Genomic DNA, 15,150 nt, shown 5'->3' with positions numbered 1-15,150 from the left:
GGTCCTCTCGCAGCGGACGGAACGCCGGTAAGTCGCCTGACCTGCGACGATCGTTACATTCAGTGATCGTCGACGCGGACAGTGACCAGCCGTTGCGTGAACCCCGCCTCGACCAGCCTGCCGAACGCCCGCTCGACGCCGGGCGGCACCCGCTGCGGGATCGTGAGGCCCCGCTCGGCGTAGGCGGTGATCCGCTGGGTTTCGCCGACGAGCATGCCGATCACCCGCTCGGCCTCCTCGCTCCCGGCGACGTAGTCCTCCAGCGAGACGCTCTTCGCCGCGCAGACGACGTCGGCTTCCGGCCACAGCCGCTTGGCCGTCGCGTACGCCCTTCGCTGCTGGTAGGGCCGCGAAACGAGCGTCACGGTTCGGACGGCGATCCCCCGCTCGGCGAGCAGCCGCCGGGTGAACGCGATGTTCTCCCCCGTGTGCCGGGCCTCGGGCTCGACGAGGATCGCCTCGTCGGGCACCCCCAGGTCCAGGGCGATCTCGCGGTAGTGGACCGCCTCGCCGCGGGGGAAGCGGTCCACCGTCGTCGGGGCGTTGGCGCCGGTGAAGACGATCAGCGGGAAGCACCCGGCGTGGAACAGCTCCGCCGCGTGGACGGCCACGCCGGGATCGCGGCTGCCGAGCCCGATCCCGACGTCCGACCGTCGCGGCGCGTGCCGCAGGTCGTGGTAGTCCCACAACGTGCGGACGTCGGCGCGGAGGTGCTGCGGCAGCATCAGCCGAACGCGCCCCGCAGCGCCGGCTTGCCGCCCGTGACCGGGAGCGTGACCGACGACCTCGTGAGGTCGAGCGCGAGCCCCGCGCCCGGCTTAGGCCGCAGCGTGTAGTCGTGGTCACTGGAGGCGAGCAGGAACTCCAGCCGGTGCCCGGCCGCCAGGATGTAGTCCTTCGGCATCAGGTCGACGCCGATGCGGTAGGTCTGCCCCGGCGTGATCGGCTCGGTGCGCGCGGGCGACGTGCGGTTCTGCGGGTCGGTCCAGCCGCGGGTGATCACGTGGGACGTGCCGTCGGGGGCGCGGTCGAGCAGGATCGCCGAGACGTTCGCCGCGGGCCGGTCGAAGGCCAGCGCCAGGTCGGCGCGGGCGGTGCCGGAGAGGCGTACGGCCTGCTTCGCCGCCGGAGTCGCGTACAGCAGCCGGTTGCCGGAGGACGCGAGACCGGCCAGCTGCTCGATCGTCTTCGACGAGTCGTCGGCGAGGGTTTCCGCGGCCGCGGTGCCCGGCACGGGGTGGCGCGTGTCGATGGTGCCCTTCGAGCGGCCGCCCGGCCACGGGTACACGCGGACGTCGGCGGTGCCCGGCGCCGGCCAGTCGGCTTCGTCGACCCACGACTTGTCCTCGCGCTGGATCGTCGCCTTCGGCTCGTTCTGGATGCCGTTGTCGATGCCGTAGAGGTAGTGCGACATCCACTTGTTCAGCGTCGCCAGCCAGACGTCACGCCGCAGCGAGTACGGGTCCGCGTGCCCGGACTGGTGCAGCCAGATCTTGTGCTCGACGCCGCGGGCCTTGAGCGCCTCGTACCAGGTCGCGACCTGCTCGGTCTTGACGTTCCAGTCGTTGAGGCCGTGCACCGCGAGCACCGACGCGCGCACCTCGCCGACGTCGTTGCGGTAGTTCCGGACGTCCCAGAACGGCGTGTAGTCGCCGGTGACCCGGTCCTGGTCGCGGGTCAGCCCGTCGATCACCGGGCGGCAGACCTGCCGGTCGGCGCGGGTGTACACGTACTCGGCGAGCACGTCGGCGTCCTCGCCCTGGAACCCGCCGGCCGCGACCACCGCGCCGTCGTGGCGGTAGTACTCGTACCAGCTGGAGATGGCCGCGATCGGGACGATCGTCTCGAGGCCCTGTACACCGGTGCTCGCGACGGCGTTGGGCAGCGTCCCGTTGTAGGAGACGCCCATCATGCCGGTCTTGCCGGTCGTCCAGTCCGCCTTCGCCGCGGCGCCGTTCGCGTCCTTCGCCGACGTCCGGCCGTTGAGCCAGTCGACGACCGAGCGGGCGCCGATCGTCTCGTTGACGTCACCGGTGGTCGGGCAGCCGGTCGACAGCCCGGTGCCGAGCGATTCGCCGTAGACGACGGCGAACCCGCGCGCGGTGAAGTAGTCCTGGTAGCGCCAGGTGATCGGGGTGGCCGGGCCGACGCCGTGCGCGGCGACGCGCGGGCCTTCCGGGCCGCGGGCGTACCCGGGCGCGTAGAGCTCGACGTCGACGTTGTGGTTGGCGACGTCGTTGCCGCCGGCGTAGTACGGGCTGGCCTGGTAGACGACGGGCACCTTCAGGCCCTGCTGGGTCGCGCGCGGGCGCACGACCTGGGCGTGCACGAGGTCGTCGGCGCCGTCGTGGTCGCTGTCGACGGGCGCGGTGACCCAGACGTCTTCGCGGACGACGTCGGCCGGGTCGAACACCGGTTGCGCCTGGCCGCCGGTGAACACCGGGGCCGGTGGCGCGGCTTCGGCGATGCCCGCGGTCAGCGGCAGCGCGAGGACGGCGGCGAGCAGGACTGCGGCTTTCACTCAAACCCCCAAGCCGGGCGAAGCGGACGCCTGAAGACACTTCCGCTCCGCCCGCGGGGGTGTCAAGAGACTAACGTCGGAGGCATGCCGACCGTGGAAGCGCCGATCACCGCCGTGACCGTCTACCCGCAGCGTGCGCGGATCACCCGCCGCGGCACCGCGCCGCTCGACGGCGGGCCGCGCCTGGAGTTCGCCGGGCTGCCCGTCGGCCTCGACCCGAGCTCGGTGCGCGTCACCGGCACCGGGCCCGCACTGATCACCGGCGTCGACGTGCGCACCGAGTGGCACGCCGAACCGGCCGACCCGGCTTTGAATGCGCTCGTCGAGCAGCGGCGTGCCGATCAGGCCACGCTCGACGGCGTCCTGGACGACGAAGCGGCCGAAACGATGAAGGTGGATCTGCTGACTTCGCTCGCGAAGCGCAGCGGCAGCAGCTTCGCGAAGGCACTGGCCAACGGCACCGCCGAACCCTCGCGCGTCGCGGAGGTGACGGACGCGCTGAGTGCGCGGCTGGCTTCCGCGTTGAAGGCGCGCCGGGTATTGAGCGAGCGGATCGCGCGGCTGCGCGAAGACCTCGCCGCGCTCGACCGGCGGATCGAAGCGCACGACACCCGGGCCGGCCGGGACAGCACCTCGGTGATCGTCGAGCTGGAGATCGCCGACCCGGGCGCGGAAGCCGAGCTCGAACTGTCCTATGTGGTCGCCGACGCGACCTGGGAACCGGGCTACGACATCCGGGTGCGCGGCACCGACGTCACCGTGGTGTCGTACGGGCTGGTCAGCCAGCAGACGGGGGAAGACTGGCCGGAATGCGAGCTGGCGCTTTCGACGGCCCGGCCCGCGGTGTCGGTGGTGGTACCGGAACTGCAGCCGTGGTACCTGGACCGCGTCCTCCCGGTCCCGGCCGCGCCCGCCGCCGCGTACGGCGCAGCGGCCGGCGGGATCCCGGACGGCGTCCGGCGGCAGTACATGGCGTCGTCGGCTTCGGTGATGGAGAACAAAATGGCCGCAGTCGAGCAGGGCACGACGGCGGTCACCTACCGCCCTTCGCGGCCGGTGGCGGTGCCGTCCGGCGCGCAGGGGCACCGGACGACGTTGGCGCAGCTGGAACTGACCGCTTCGCTGGGGTACGTCACCGCGCCGGTTCTGGCGCAGGAAGCGTATTTGCGCGCCACGGTGGAGAACACCTCGGAGCACGCTTTGCGCCCCGGCCGGGCTTCGGTGTTCCACGACGCGGAGTTCGTCGGGACGACCGTGCTCGAACCGTGGGCGCCGGGGGAAGAGCTCGAACTGGCATTGGGCGTCGATGACCGGATCCGGATCGAGCGGGAACTGGTCCGGCGGACGGCGTCCAAGGCGACGCTGTCGGGGCAGAAGCGGCGCGAGGCGGAGTACCGGATTTCGGTCGGCAACCACGGGCCCAGGGAAGCCGTGGTGACGGTTCTGGACCAGGCCCCGGTTTCGCGGGACGACACGATCACGGTGAAGGACGTTCGCACGTCACCCGAACCCGTTGAGACATCGGCGCTGGGCGAGTTCACGTGGAAGCTGACGCTGGCGCCCGGGGAGGTCAAGAACGTGACGCTGTCCTACCGAGTGGATGTCGCGAAGGGCGTGGAACTGTCGGGCTGGCGGGAGTAACCGGCCCAGCGCCCCAAGGCGGCCTTGGGGCGCTGGGACCTCAGCCCTGGGAAATGTAGGCCTGCAGCTGTTCCTGGCTCTGCTCCAGCTGTTCCATCCGGTTCTTCACGACGTCCCCGATGGACACGATCCCGGCCAGCCGCCCGTCGGCCAGTACCGGGACGTGGCGGATGCGGCGCTCCGTCATCAGGACCGACAGCTGGTCCACCGAATCGTCCGGGGTGCAGCTCGCCACGAGTTTCGTCATGATCTCCGACACCGGGCCGTCGAGGAGGCCCGGGCCGTGTTCGTTCAGGCGCCGCACGACGTCGCGTTCCGAGACGATTCCCGCGATCGACCCGTCCGGGGCGACGACCACCATCGCACCGACGTTGTGTTCGGCCAGTCCGGCCAGCAGCGTGGTCACCGTCGTCTCCGGGGTGACCGTCGCGACCGCCGACCCCTTCTTGCGCAGCAGATCCGCAATCCGCATGGCGATCCTTCCCGTCGGTGAGCTGGATCACCACAGGTTAGGGCCCTCCGGCGCCCCGCGAAAGTCCGGCAAACGGGGCGTCTTCGTGGTATTCGAACCGATTCAGCCGAGCCGTTCGGCCAAGCCGTCCAGGGCCAGTCGGATCCCGGCCGCGTAGTCGTCGTCGCCGAGGGCGTCCAGGCGGGCGCGGGCCAGTGCCAGCTGTTCGCGCGCCGCGGGCAGGTCGCCGAGCTTGCGGTAGTCCTCGCCGAGGTTGAGGTGCAGGGACGGGTAGAACCCGCGCACCGCCAGGGACGAGTGGTACTCCTGGGCCCGCGCGTCGGTCAGCGAATCCGCCGCGGCCAGTGCCCGCAGATCCCACTCGAGCTCCTCGGCCGGGTCGTCGCAGACGTCGGCCATGTGGTGCGCCAGCGCGACGCGGTGCAACGGGTCGCCGCCTTCGCCGATCGATTCCCACAGCTGCGCGAAGGTCGCGTACGCGCCGGCGCGGTCGCCGCCGATGTGCTGCCGCAGACCGGCGTCGATCGCCACCATCACGTCGTCGGTCATACCGCTCCTTCGTCCGCCAGTGCCCGCAGCCGGGCCAGTCCCGGCTCGATCCGCTCGGCCGCGACCGCACCGTAGCCGAAGACGAGCCCGTGCCGCCGCTCCCCCACGCCGAAGTCCCCCAGCGAGTACAGCCGGACACCCCGACGGCGGGCGGCGCGCACCAGCGGGCCGCAGTCGTTCGCCGCGACCGCGCTGAGGTGCAGGCCCGCGGACGACGGCAGCGGCGTGAGGACGTCCGCGAACGAAGCCAGCCCCCGGACCAGCAGTTCGTGCCGGGCGCGGTAGACCTTCCGCATCCGCCGGACGTGCCGGGCGAAGCCGCCTTCGGCCATGAACGCCGCCAGCGCCGCCTGCTCGACGTTCGGGGCGTGCCAGTCGGTGAGGTAGCGGGCCTTGACCAGGGCCGGCACCAGCGACGGCGGCGCGATGAGGAACCCCAGCCGCAGCGCCGGCGAGAGCACCTTCGAAAACGAGCCGACGTACACGACCCGGCCCCGGGAATCCAAGCTGTGCAACGGTTCCAGCGGCCGCCCGGTGTAGCGGAACTCGGTGTCGTAGTCGTCCTCGACGAGCACCGCGTCGTTCCGCTCCGCCCAGTCGAGCAGCTCCAGACGGCGGTCCAGCGACATCGACAGGCCGAGCGGGTACTGGTGCGACGGCGTCACGTACACCAGCCGCGTCCCCGCCGGGATGGCCTCGACGACGATCCCGGACGCGTCCACCGGCACCGGCGCGACCCGGACGCCGCGTGCGGCGAGCACCAGCCGCGGCGGCGGGTACCCGGGGTCCTCGACGGCGGCGAGGTCGCCCTCCCGCAGCAGCACCCGCGCGACGAGGTCGGTCGTCTGCTGGGCGCCGGCGGTGACGACGACCTGCGCCGCACTCGCGCGGACGTCCCGCGAAACGCCGACGTGCCGGGCGATCTCCTCGCGCAGCGCGGGGTGGCCCTGCGGATCTCCGTAGGTCATCAGGTCGGCCTGGCCGGCACGCAGCCGCTGCGTGATCAGCCGCCGCCAGGTGTCGAAGGGGAACAGCGAGAGGTCCGGGACGCCCGGCCGGAAGTCGAACTCCGGCGCCGGCGCAAAGGGCGCGGGCGGCGGCGGAACGGCGTCCCACTCCGGCAGGGGCTGCACGCCGGGGCCGTCCGGGACCGGCGAAGGGCGCTCCGCGGGCGAAGCCGTGACGAACGTGCCTGCGCCGACGCGTCCGGCGAGGAAGCCTTCGGCGGTGAGCCGGTCGTAGGCCGCGCTGACCGTTGTCCGGGAGACCGCCAGCCGCTGCGCGAGCTCACGGGTCGGCGGCAGCGCCTCGCCGGGCCGGATCCGGCCGGCCAGGATCGCCGCGCGGAGCTGCCGGTAGATCGCGTCGCGGTGGCCGCGCGTCCCGGTCAGGTCGATGTGGATCTCCACCGGCACAGTCTAGATTGGCCCACGAAGGTTGCGGCGGATTTGGCACTGTTCGTGGTCCGCTGCCCCGCCTAACGTGCCGGGTATGGATCTCCGCGAACTCGACCGCCGCACCCTGCTCGTCCTCGACAAGATGGTCGCCGGTGTGACGGCCGCCGACCTGGCCCGTCCCACCCCGTGCGCCGGCTGGACGCTCGCCGACCTGCTCCGCCACCAGGTCAGCGAGAACCACGCCTTCGCGACGGCGGCCCGCGAAGGCTCGGCGCCGGACTGGGACGCCGGCGTCCTCGGCGACGACGCCTACGCGGCATACCGGGCCTCCGTCGAGGACTTCCTCGACGCCTTCGCCGGCGACGCCGTGCTCGAGCGGCAGCTCACCATCAACCACTTCGGCACGTTCCCCGGCTCGATCGCCGCGCACATGCACCTGGTCGACACGGTCGCGCACGGCTGGGACCTGGCCCGCACGCTCGGCCTGCTCTACGAGCCGGACGCCGAGGCCGTGTACATCGCCTCGAAGCTCGCCGAGCGGATCCCGGATGAAGGCCGCGAGAAGAACGGCTCGTTCGCCCACAGCGTCGAGGTGCCCGCGGACGCGAGCCCGCTCGACCGGTTCCTCGCCCTGCTCGGCCGCGACCCCGCCTGGTGGCTCAGCTGACCTCGTCGGCCGGGGCGCTCCAGGTGTCGCACGCCTTCGTCGCCTTGCCGTCGTAGCCCGCCTTCGCCCACGACAGCTGGTGCTCGCGCGAGCCGTGGGTGTCGCTGTTGTTGGCCCGGCCGTAGTCGGCGACCGCGGCGTTGGCCAGCGACCGGCTGATCGAGCCGGAACCGGCGACGGCCGTCAGGAACAGCGCGCCGAAGCAGTTCGCCTGCAGCTCGATCCGGCGCACGACCTCCTTGTCGGCCGTGCTGTTCTCGTCCGGCGAGGTCATCTTGTCCGACGCCGCGGACAGGATGCCGCTCTCGCGCTGGACGTGGTGGCCGTACTCGTGGGCGATCGTGGCGATGTGCCGCGCCTTGTTGAGCCCGGCGTCCGACAGCATCCAGTCGGTCGGGGCGTAGATCGTCGTGTCGCCGCCGCAGTAGTAGGCCACGGCCTCGTTCTCCGTCGGCGCCGCGCCGCACGAGCTGTGTTCCGGCAGCGTCACCGAAACGGTCGCGGTGAGCGTCGGCTCGTTCGCCTTCTCCAGCGCCGGGCGCCACGACTGCTCCAGGCAGGTGACGAGCGCGGTGTAGTAGGCCTTGAGCTGGTCGGCCGCCCGGCCGAGCTCGGGCAGGGTGCAGGTGGCGGCCCCGGGGCTGATGCCGTCGCCGAGCAGGGGGTTGCGCGCCAGCTCCCGCACCGCCTTCGGGGGCTTCCCGGTGTCGCCGTACGCCCGGCCGGCGTCGGTGCCCTGCGCGGCGAACGCCTGGCCGTCCACCCGGCGCGGGATGGTGGCGGCGATCAGGGAGACGGTGACCACGACGATCAGGACGCCCGTGACGGCGCCCCAGAGCCGGTTGCGCGGCGGCGCGATCGGGACGGGCGGAGCCGCGGCCCAGTTGGGCGCCCACGGGTTCGGCTCCGGCACCCATGCGGGCTCCGGCGGCCGGGCCGGGCCCGGCCACGGCGGTTCGGCGTCGCTCAACGGTCTCCCCCTGCTGTGTGGCACCAGCATACGGATGCCCCGGGAGGCAGGGATCACGAAACGAACACGCCACCGGGTGGCCACCGGGCCCCGGACCAGGCGAGACTATCGGCATGAGTGTCGAGGACCCTTACCTGTGGCTGGAAGACGTGACCGGCGGCGACGCGCTGGACTGGGTGCGCGCCCGCAACGACGAGACGCTGGCCGAGCTGACCGCCGGTGCCCGGTTCGCCGAACTGCGTGATCAGCTGCGCGAGGTGCTCGACGCCGACGACCGGATCCCGTACGTGCGCCGCCGCGGCGAGTTCCTCTACAACTTCTGGCAGGACGCGAGCCACCCGCGCGGGCTGTGGCGGCGGACGACGCTGGAGCCCTACCGGCAGGCCGAGCCCGAGTGGGAGCTGCTGCTCGACGTCGACGCGCTGGCCGAGGCCGAGGCCGAGAACTGGGTCTGGCAGGGCGCGACCGTGCTGCGGCCGGGCTACCGGCGCGGCCTGGTCGAGCTGTCCCGCGGCGGCGCGGACGCCACCGTGGTCCGCGAGTTCGACCTCGACGCGCACGAGTTCGTCGAGGACGGCTTCACCGTCCCCGAGGCGAAGACGCGGATCGGCTGGATCGACGAAGACCGCGTCTACATCGGAACGGACTTCGGCCCCGGCTCGCTGACCAGCTCGGGGTACCCGCGGCTGGCCAAGGAGTGGCGCCGCGGCACGCCCCTCTCCGAAGCCGTCACGGTCTTCGAGGGCAAGCCCGACGACGTCTCGATCGGCGCGTCCCACGACCCGACCGAGGGCTTCGAGCGGGACTTCGTCAGCCGCTCGATCGACTTCTACCGCTCGGAACTGCACCTTAGGACGCCGAGCGGACTGGTCAAGATCGATGTGCCGGACGACGCGAGCGCGTCCGTGCACCGCGAATGGCTGCTGGTGCGGCCGCGGACCGCGTGGGCGGTCGGCGGCACGGAACACGCGGCCGGCTCGCTGATCGCCATCCTCCTCGACGCCTTCCAGGCCGGCGACCGGAACTTCACGACGCTGTTCACCCCCGACGAGCACACCTCGCTCGAGTACTGGGCCTGGACCCGCAACCACCTGCTGCTGGGCACGCTGCGCGACGTCCGGAGCGAACTGCGGGTGCTGACCCCGGGTCCGGACGGCTGGACCGACGAGCCGCTCGCCGGCGGGCCCGAGTTCGGCAGCGCGGACATCTTCGACACCGATCCCGACGTCAGCGACGAGTACCTGATCGACTCCAGCGGCTTTCTCCAGCCGTCGACGCTGAGCTATGGGCACGTCGGTGAAGACGTCGAAGTGCTGAAGCAGGCTCCGGCGTTCTTCGACGCTTCGGGCATGAGCGTGGCGCAGTACTTCGCGACGTCGGAGGACGGCACGAAGATCCCGTACTTCGTCGTCCGGCCCTCCGGCGCCGAGGGCGGCCCGACACTGCTGACCGGCTACGGGGGCTTCGAGATCTCGCTGACGCCGTCGTACAGCGGGATGATCGGCCGCGGCTGGCTGGCCCGCGGCGGCACGTACGTCGTCGCGAACATCCGCGGCGGCGGCGAGTACGGGCCCGGCTGGCACACCCAGGCCATCAAGGCCGAGCGACACCGCGTGTACGAGGACTTCGCCGCGGTGGCCGCGGACCTGGTTTCCCGGGGCATCACGACGCCGTCGCAGCTGGGGATCCAGGGCGGCAGCAACGGCGGGCTGCTGATGGGCGTGATGCTCACGCGGTACCCGGAGCGGTTCGGCGCGATCGTCAGCCAGGTGCCGCTGCTGGACATGCGCCGCTACCACCTGCTGCTGGCCGGCGCGTCCTGGATGGCCGAGTACGGCGACCCGGACGACGCCGCGGAGTGGGAGTACATCGCGAAGTACTCGCCCTACCAGAACGTCCACAGTGGACGCAAGTACCCGCCGTCGCTGTTCGTGACGTCCACCCGCGACGACCGCGTGCACCCCGCCCACGCCCGCAAGATGGTGGCGCGGATGCGTGAGCAGGGGCACGACGTCCGGTATCACGAGAACATCGAGGGCGGCCACGGCGCCGCGGCGGACAACGAGCAGCTGGCGTTCAAGTGGGCGCTGGTGTTCGAGTTCCTGTGGGAACAGCTCATGCCGTGACCCGTGCGAGCACGACGCCGCCGACGATCAGGGCCAGCGCGGCCACCCGGCCGAGGCTCAGCGGGTCCTTGCTCACGACGACGCCGAGCACGATCGCGCCGACGGCACCGATCCCGGTGAACACCGCGTAGGCGGTGCCCACCGGGACGGTGTCCATCGCGCGTGACAGCAGGTACACCGCGGCGGCGCCGAGCACGAAGCACAGGAGCGTCGGCCACGGCCGGGTGAAGTTCTCCGTCGGCTTGATGCTCTGCGACCAGGCGATCTCGACGAGCCCGGCGAGGACGAGCGTCACCCAGCCCATCAGATCGCCTTCAATGCTGCTTCGCGGGAGGCTTCCCGTTCCCCGTCGCGCGCGGCGAGGTGCGGGTCGACCAGGGCGTTGGTCAGCTCGGCGTGCACGAACCGGACGTCGTCGACGTCGTAGTGCCCGGCGATGAAGTCCCGCAGGTAGCGCTCGTGGTGGTCGAAGGGGGCTCGCGGTGTTCCTTCCGCGTACGTGCCCCCTCGGGCGCCGGCGATGACGAACTGCTTGCCGCGCAGGGACATCCGGGGGAACGTCACCTGGTCGATCCAGGCCTTCAGGGCGGCCGGGACCGAGAAGTTGTACATCGGCGTGCCGATCAGGACGACGTCGGCTTCGAGCAGCTCGTCCAGCAGTGGCTCGACGACCGCCCAGGCCTTCTTCTGCCCCGGCGTCTCGACGACGTCGGCGTAGTGCGCGGGGTCGGTGATCCCGTTCCGGAGCAGGGCGTCGCAGATTTCGGTCCAGGCCTCGCCGATCACCGGAACGGGGTCGGCGGCGAGGTCGCGGTAGGTCCGGGTGCCGGTCCAGCCGGCGGCGTACCGGGCGGACAGCTCCCGCGAGAACGACGAGCGGCGGGCGCTGGAGTCGAGGTGCAGCAGGTGGGGCACGATTCCTCCTCAAGTGGACGCGGTGTCCACTTGAGGCAACTGGACGCGGTGTCCGGATATTCCCTAGGCTGGTGACATGCCCGAACGCGCCGACGCGGCCCGCAACCGCGCGAAGATCCTCGAGGCGGCCGAGGAGCTCTTCACCGCCCGCGGCGCGGCGGAGGTGACGATGGAGGACATCGCCCGCGCGGCCGGCGTCGGCCGCGGAACGCTGTACCGCCGCTACCCGGACCGGGCGTCGATCGCGGTGGCGTTGCTGGACGAGCACGAGCGCCGGTTGCAGGAGGAATTGCTGCGCGGCGAGCCCCCACTGGGCCCGGGCGCTCCCCCGGCCGAGCGGCTGGCGGCGTTCTACGAGGCGATGGTCGGGCTGCTCACGCGGCACGCGCATTTGGTGCTGGGCGCCGAGGTGGGCCATTCGCGGTTCACGACCGGCGCGTACGGGTTCTGGCGGACCCATGTGCGGGTGCTGGCGGAGGCCGCGGGGGCGGCGGACCCGGAGGTGCTGGCGGACGTGCTGCTGGCCCCGCTGGCGCCGGAGCTGTTCCTGCACCAGACGTCGCGCGGGGTGTCGGCCGAGCGGCTCATCCGGACGCTGCGGCAGCTGGCCGGCCTCCTTTAGAACAGCCCGCGCGGCCGGGCCCGCTTCGGCACGTACGGCGGCTTGGGGTGCTCGCCGCGGATCCGCGCGAGAGCGGCTTCGAAGGCGGTGAGCACGTCGGCGACGAAGACGAGCCGCCCGACCCCGAGCCGTCTCAGAGCTGCCCCATGGTCCGCGGCGACGGTGATCGCCACGCCGAGCAGCAGGACCCGCCACCCGCCGAACAGCACCGCCTTCAGGAGCTTGTTCATGGTGCGGAAGGCGCGTTCGAGCCGGTGGCAGTGGAAGGGGACGTGCCGCTCCTCGTCGGCGAGAATCCGCGCGGCGACCTGCGCGGCCAGCGGGTCACCGGCGCCGTCGCGCAGCGCGCGGTAGTACCGCAGCGCGACGACCTCGGCGATGAGCAGCACCATGAGTTCCAGCCGCAGCCCGAGCGCCCGCCGCAGCTTCACGAACACGGTGTCCGACCAGTGGCTCGTCAGAGTGGGCACTTTCGCGGCGGCCAGCAGCTCGGCGAGCATCCGGGCATGGTTCTGTTCCTCGGCGACGAAGAGCTTGACGGCGGCGAAGTAGGTGTCGTCCCCGGCGGCTTTCGCGATGAGGTTGGCGCCGTCGCCGGCTTCGCCGACCTGGAACCGCTGGATGCTCCTGGCGACGTCGGGGTGGAGTTTCGCGCCGCGATCCCACGGCGGATCTTCGCGCTGCCTGCGGCGTTCGGCCTCGGTTTCGAAGTCGTGGAGCCAGTGTGCGTACGTCATCGGGTTCGATGATGCCGCGTGCTTGTGGACCGGATGGGTGGCTTTCGTGGAGATTCGGTGATTGCTTCAGCCGATCCGGGCCGCGACACCGTCCAGGACGCAGTTCAGGCCGAACTCGAACACCCGCTCCGCGCTCCACTCTTCGCCCTCGACCACCCGGCGCGTGAACTGCGGGTACTGGCCGCTCGCGATGACGTCGCGGATGTACGGCCCCACGCTCGCCTGCCACTGCTCCTTCGTCAGGCCGGAGCGGCGCTGGGCCTGCAGCTCCGCCAGTTCCTGCGCGACCGTGCCGAAGACGTACGCCAGCACCGTGTCCACCACTCCCGCCGCCAAGGTGATGTCGGCGGTCAGCCCGGCCGCTGCGGCCAGCGCGGCTTCGTGGCGACGCAGCGAGTTCGTTCCCAGTGCCGGACGGCCCGGGAGCTCGCCGCTCAGCCAGGGGTGCCGCAGCAGCGTCAGCCGGACCTGGTGGGCGACGCTCGCCAGGTCCGCTCGCCAGTCGCCGGTGATTTCGGTGTGCTCGGCGCCCTTCACCTCGTCGATCATCAGGTCCAGCAGCTCGTCGCGACTCGCCACGTAGCGGTAGAGCGACGCCGTGCCCGAACCGAGGTCCGTCGCCACCCGGCGCATCGAGACCGCGGGGAGGCCTTCGGCGTCGGCGATCGCGATCGCCGACCGCACGATCTGCTCGACCCCCGGAGCCTGGCGCCGCGGGCTGCGCCGTTCCTTGGCCCACACCAGCGCCCGCTCGTCGGCCATCGTCGTTCTCCCGTCGTCCGTTGCGAACATCGTACCCGACTGGCTACGGTGTATCCGTAGCGAGTACACCGTAGCCACAACTGGGGGTTTCAGCATGATTCCGGTCCTCATCGCCGGCGGGGGCACCGTCGGCCTGTCCACCGCCCTCTTCCTCGCCGGCCACGGCGTCCCGGCCCTCGTCGTGGAACGCGCGGCCGGCCCGTCCCCGCACCCGCGGGCCACCGGCCTCGGCTTCCGCACCATGGAGTTCTTCCGCCAGGCCGGGATCCACGGCGACGTCGAAGCGGTCGCCGTCCGGGCGTCCGCCACGCTCGGCAAGATCTCCGCGCCGACCCTGGCGACGGCGGACCTGCCGGACACCCCGCCCGCCGTGCCGAACACCCCGAACCTCACGGCGAGCGAGCTCAGCCCGGGCGTGCTGCGCGGCACCTGCCCGCAGGACCGGCTCGACGCGGTCCTGCTGAGCGCGGCGCGGGAGCGCGGGGCCACGGTCGCGTACTCGACCACGCTCGTCTCGGCGCAGCAGGACGACTCCGGCGTCACCGCGGTCCTCGACGGGCCGGACGGCCGGCAAACCGTGCGCGCGAGCTACCTGGTCGCGGCCGACGGTGGCCGCAGCGAGGTGCGCGCCGCACTCGGCATCGGCACGACCGGGCCGGGCGCACTCGGACAGCCCCTGCTCAACATCCTCTTCCGCGCCGACCTCACGCGGTACACGAAGGGCCACCACTTCGCGAACTGCACGATCACCACGCCCGAGTCACCCGGGATGCTGGTGACCGTCGACGGCGAAAAGGACTGGATCTTCCACACCGAACTGGGCGACGAGCCGGCGGAGGCGTTCTCACCGGACCGCTGCCGCGCGCTGATCCGCGCCGCCGTCGGCGACCCGGACCTGGCGGTGGAGGTACTGAGCGCACTGCCGTGGCGGGTGCGCGGGCTGCTGGCCGACCGGTTCCGCGCCGGCCGCGTGTTCCTGGCCGGGGACGCGGCGCACGCGGTGCCGCCGCTCGGCGCGTTCGGCGCGAACACCGGCATCGCCGACGCGCACAACCTGGCGTGGAAGCTGGCCGCGGTCCTCGACGGCTCGGCCGGCCCGGCGCTGCTGGACACCTACGAAGCCGAACGCCGTCCGGTGGCGGCACTCGCGCTCGAACAGGCGTTGCTGCGGCTCGAGGATCCCCGCTTGCACTGGGAACAGGGGCCGGCGGCGGCCGCCGCTCGCGCCGCGGCGGGCGTGGTCAACGCCCCGATCGTCCACCTCGGCTTCCGCTACGCCTCGGCGGCGGTGCTCGGGGCGCAGACCGCACTGCCGTCCACGGAAGACGTCGTCCTGGACGGGACACCCGGCTCCCGCGTGCCGCACGCGTGGCTGGGCGACGACATGTCCACTTTGGACCTGGTCGGTCGGCGGCTCACGCTGCTCACCGGCCCGTCAGGCCGGGCCTGGCTCGAGGCGGCGCGGGGGCTCGACGTCGACGCCCACGTCGTCGAGGACGAGACCTGGCTTCGCACCACCGGGATCGCCGAGGGCGGCGCCGTCCTGGTGCGCCCGGACCACTTCGTCGCCTGGCGGAGCACCGAGCCGTCCGGCGACCTCGGCGGTGTCGTGGCGCGGATCCTGGCCCGCTGATCAGCAGCCAGTCCGGCTCGGCGGGCACCAGGTCCACCATGCAGCGGCTCACCGACACCCCGGCCGAGCGCGGAACCGCGGCGTACCCGGCCAGGACGTAGTCGACGATCACCCGTCCAGTATTTGCGGAGTCCGGGT

At 72.1% G+C, this 15,150-nt stretch carries 15 protein-coding genes; 5 read left to right on the top strand and 10 right to left on the bottom strand.

The genetic code is table 11. The features are described 5' to 3' along the window. Positions 1-59: 59 nt before the first annotated feature. Together ACFPLC_RS27550 and ACFPLC_RS27545 are read right to left on the bottom strand one after the other, a co-directional pair. A complete protein-coding gene (locus ACFPLC_RS27550) occupies positions 60-725 on the bottom strand; it encodes a YdcF family protein (protein ID WP_378202796.1) in 666 nt (221 codons plus the stop codon). Then, positions 725-2,521: a Xaa-Pro dipeptidyl-peptidase gene (locus ACFPLC_RS27545; RefSeq protein ID WP_378202799.1), complete on the bottom strand. Its 1,797-nt coding sequence runs from the start codon at positions 2,519-2,521 to the stop codon at positions 725-727. Before ACFPLC_RS27545 ends, ACFPLC_RS27550 begins: the two co-directional genes overlap by 1 nt. 84 nt (positions 2,522-2,605) lie before the next feature. On the opposite strand from ACFPLC_RS27545, the gene ACFPLC_RS27540 reads away from it, so the two are divergent. Continuing rightward, positions 2,606-4,162: a mucoidy inhibitor MuiA family protein gene (locus ACFPLC_RS27540; RefSeq protein ID WP_378202802.1), complete on the top strand. Its 1,557-nt coding sequence runs from the start codon at positions 2,606-2,608 to the stop codon at positions 4,160-4,162. Between the two features lie 40 nt (positions 4,163-4,202). Here the strand turns inward: ACFPLC_RS27540 and ACFPLC_RS27535 are convergent, their stop codons facing one another. The 3 genes from ACFPLC_RS27535 to pdxR all read right to left on the bottom strand — a co-directional run bounded on the left by ACFPLC_RS27535 (position 4,203) and on the right by pdxR (position 6,592). Further along, on the bottom strand, positions 4,203-4,634 hold the full coding sequence (locus tag ACFPLC_RS27535; RefSeq protein ID WP_191314982.1) for a CBS domain-containing protein: 432 nt from the start codon (positions 4,632-4,634) through the stop codon (positions 4,203-4,205). A 102-nt stretch (positions 4,635-4,736) separates the two neighbouring features. Continuing rightward, positions 4,737-5,183, bottom strand: coding sequence for a hypothetical protein (locus ACFPLC_RS27530; protein WP_378202805.1), 447 nt, complete (start codon positions 5,181-5,183; stop codon positions 4,737-4,739). Continuing rightward, positions 5,180-6,592: a MocR-like pyridoxine biosynthesis transcription factor PdxR gene (gene pdxR, locus ACFPLC_RS27525; RefSeq protein WP_378202808.1), complete on the bottom strand. Its 1,413-nt coding sequence runs from the start codon at positions 6,590-6,592 to the stop codon at positions 5,180-5,182. The genes ACFPLC_RS27530 and pdxR overlap by 4 nt, the downstream gene beginning before the upstream one ends. Before the next feature lie 82 nt (positions 6,593-6,674). Here pdxR and ACFPLC_RS27520 point away from each other — a divergent pair, with 82 nt between their 5' ends. Further along, entirely contained in the window at positions 6,675-7,247 is a 573-nt protein-coding gene (locus tag ACFPLC_RS27520) for a TIGR03086 family metal-binding protein (protein WP_378202811.1), read from the top strand. Here ACFPLC_RS27520 and ACFPLC_RS27515 read toward each other — a convergent pair. Continuing rightward, positions 7,240-8,217 (bottom strand): neutral zinc metallopeptidase, encoded by a 978-nt coding sequence (locus ACFPLC_RS27515; protein WP_378202814.1) that lies wholly within the window; start codon positions 8,215-8,217, stop codon positions 7,240-7,242. The two genes, ACFPLC_RS27520 and ACFPLC_RS27515, sit on opposite strands and share 8 nt — an antisense overlap. A 113-nt stretch (positions 8,218-8,330) precedes the next feature. Between ACFPLC_RS27515 and ACFPLC_RS27510 the strand changes: the two genes are divergently transcribed. Next, positions 8,331-10,343 (top strand): prolyl oligopeptidase family serine peptidase, encoded by a 2,013-nt coding sequence (locus tag ACFPLC_RS27510; protein WP_378202817.1) that lies wholly within the window; start codon positions 8,331-8,333, stop codon positions 10,341-10,343. On the opposite strand, the gene ACFPLC_RS27505 is transcribed toward ACFPLC_RS27510, so the two are convergent. Both ACFPLC_RS27505 and ACFPLC_RS27500 read right to left on the bottom strand, forming a co-directional pair. Beyond that, on the bottom strand, positions 10,333-10,647 hold the full coding sequence (locus ACFPLC_RS27505; protein ID WP_378202820.1) for a DMT family transporter: 315 nt from the start codon (positions 10,645-10,647) through the stop codon (positions 10,333-10,335). The genes ACFPLC_RS27510 and ACFPLC_RS27505 overlap by 11 nt on opposite strands. Continuing rightward, positions 10,647-11,258: an FMN-dependent NADH-azoreductase gene (locus ACFPLC_RS27500; protein ID WP_378202823.1), complete on the bottom strand. Its 612-nt coding sequence runs from the start codon at positions 11,256-11,258 to the stop codon at positions 10,647-10,649. The genes ACFPLC_RS27505 and ACFPLC_RS27500 overlap by 1 nt, the downstream gene beginning before the upstream one ends. Positions 11,259-11,334: 76 nt before the next feature. Between ACFPLC_RS27500 and ACFPLC_RS27495 the strand changes: the two genes are divergently transcribed. Continuing rightward, the gene (locus tag ACFPLC_RS27495; protein WP_378202826.1) at positions 11,335-11,880 is read left to right on the top strand and encodes a TetR/AcrR family transcriptional regulator; all 546 of its coding nucleotides are present in this window, start codon (positions 11,335-11,337) and stop codon (positions 11,878-11,880) included. Here the strand turns inward: ACFPLC_RS27495 and ACFPLC_RS27490 are convergent. Further along, on the bottom strand, positions 11,877-12,617 hold the full coding sequence (locus ACFPLC_RS27490; RefSeq protein ID WP_378202829.1) for a ferritin-like domain-containing protein: 741 nt from the start codon (positions 12,615-12,617) through the stop codon (positions 11,877-11,879). The genes ACFPLC_RS27495 and ACFPLC_RS27490 overlap by 4 nt on opposite strands. Positions 12,618-12,683: 66 nt before the next feature. Then, positions 12,684-13,379: a TetR/AcrR family transcriptional regulator C-terminal domain-containing protein gene (locus tag ACFPLC_RS27485; RefSeq protein ID WP_378202832.1), complete on the bottom strand. Its 696-nt coding sequence runs from the start codon at positions 13,377-13,379 to the stop codon at positions 12,684-12,686. A gap of 94 nt (positions 13,380-13,473) precedes the next feature. On the opposite strand from ACFPLC_RS27485, the gene ACFPLC_RS27480 reads away from it, so the two are divergent. Next, positions 13,474-15,012 (top strand): FAD-dependent monooxygenase, encoded by a 1,539-nt coding sequence (locus ACFPLC_RS27480; protein ID WP_378202834.1) that lies wholly within the window; start codon positions 13,474-13,476, stop codon positions 15,010-15,012. The last annotated feature ends 138 nt before the right edge of the window (positions 15,013-15,150 follow it).

Origin of the sequence: Amycolatopsis plumensis (assembly GCF_042652605.1) — a bacterium.
GTDB lineage: Bacteria > Actinomycetota > Actinomycetes > Mycobacteriales > Pseudonocardiaceae > Amycolatopsis > Amycolatopsis plumensis.
This window is presented reverse-complemented; position numbering and strand designations above follow the sequence as displayed.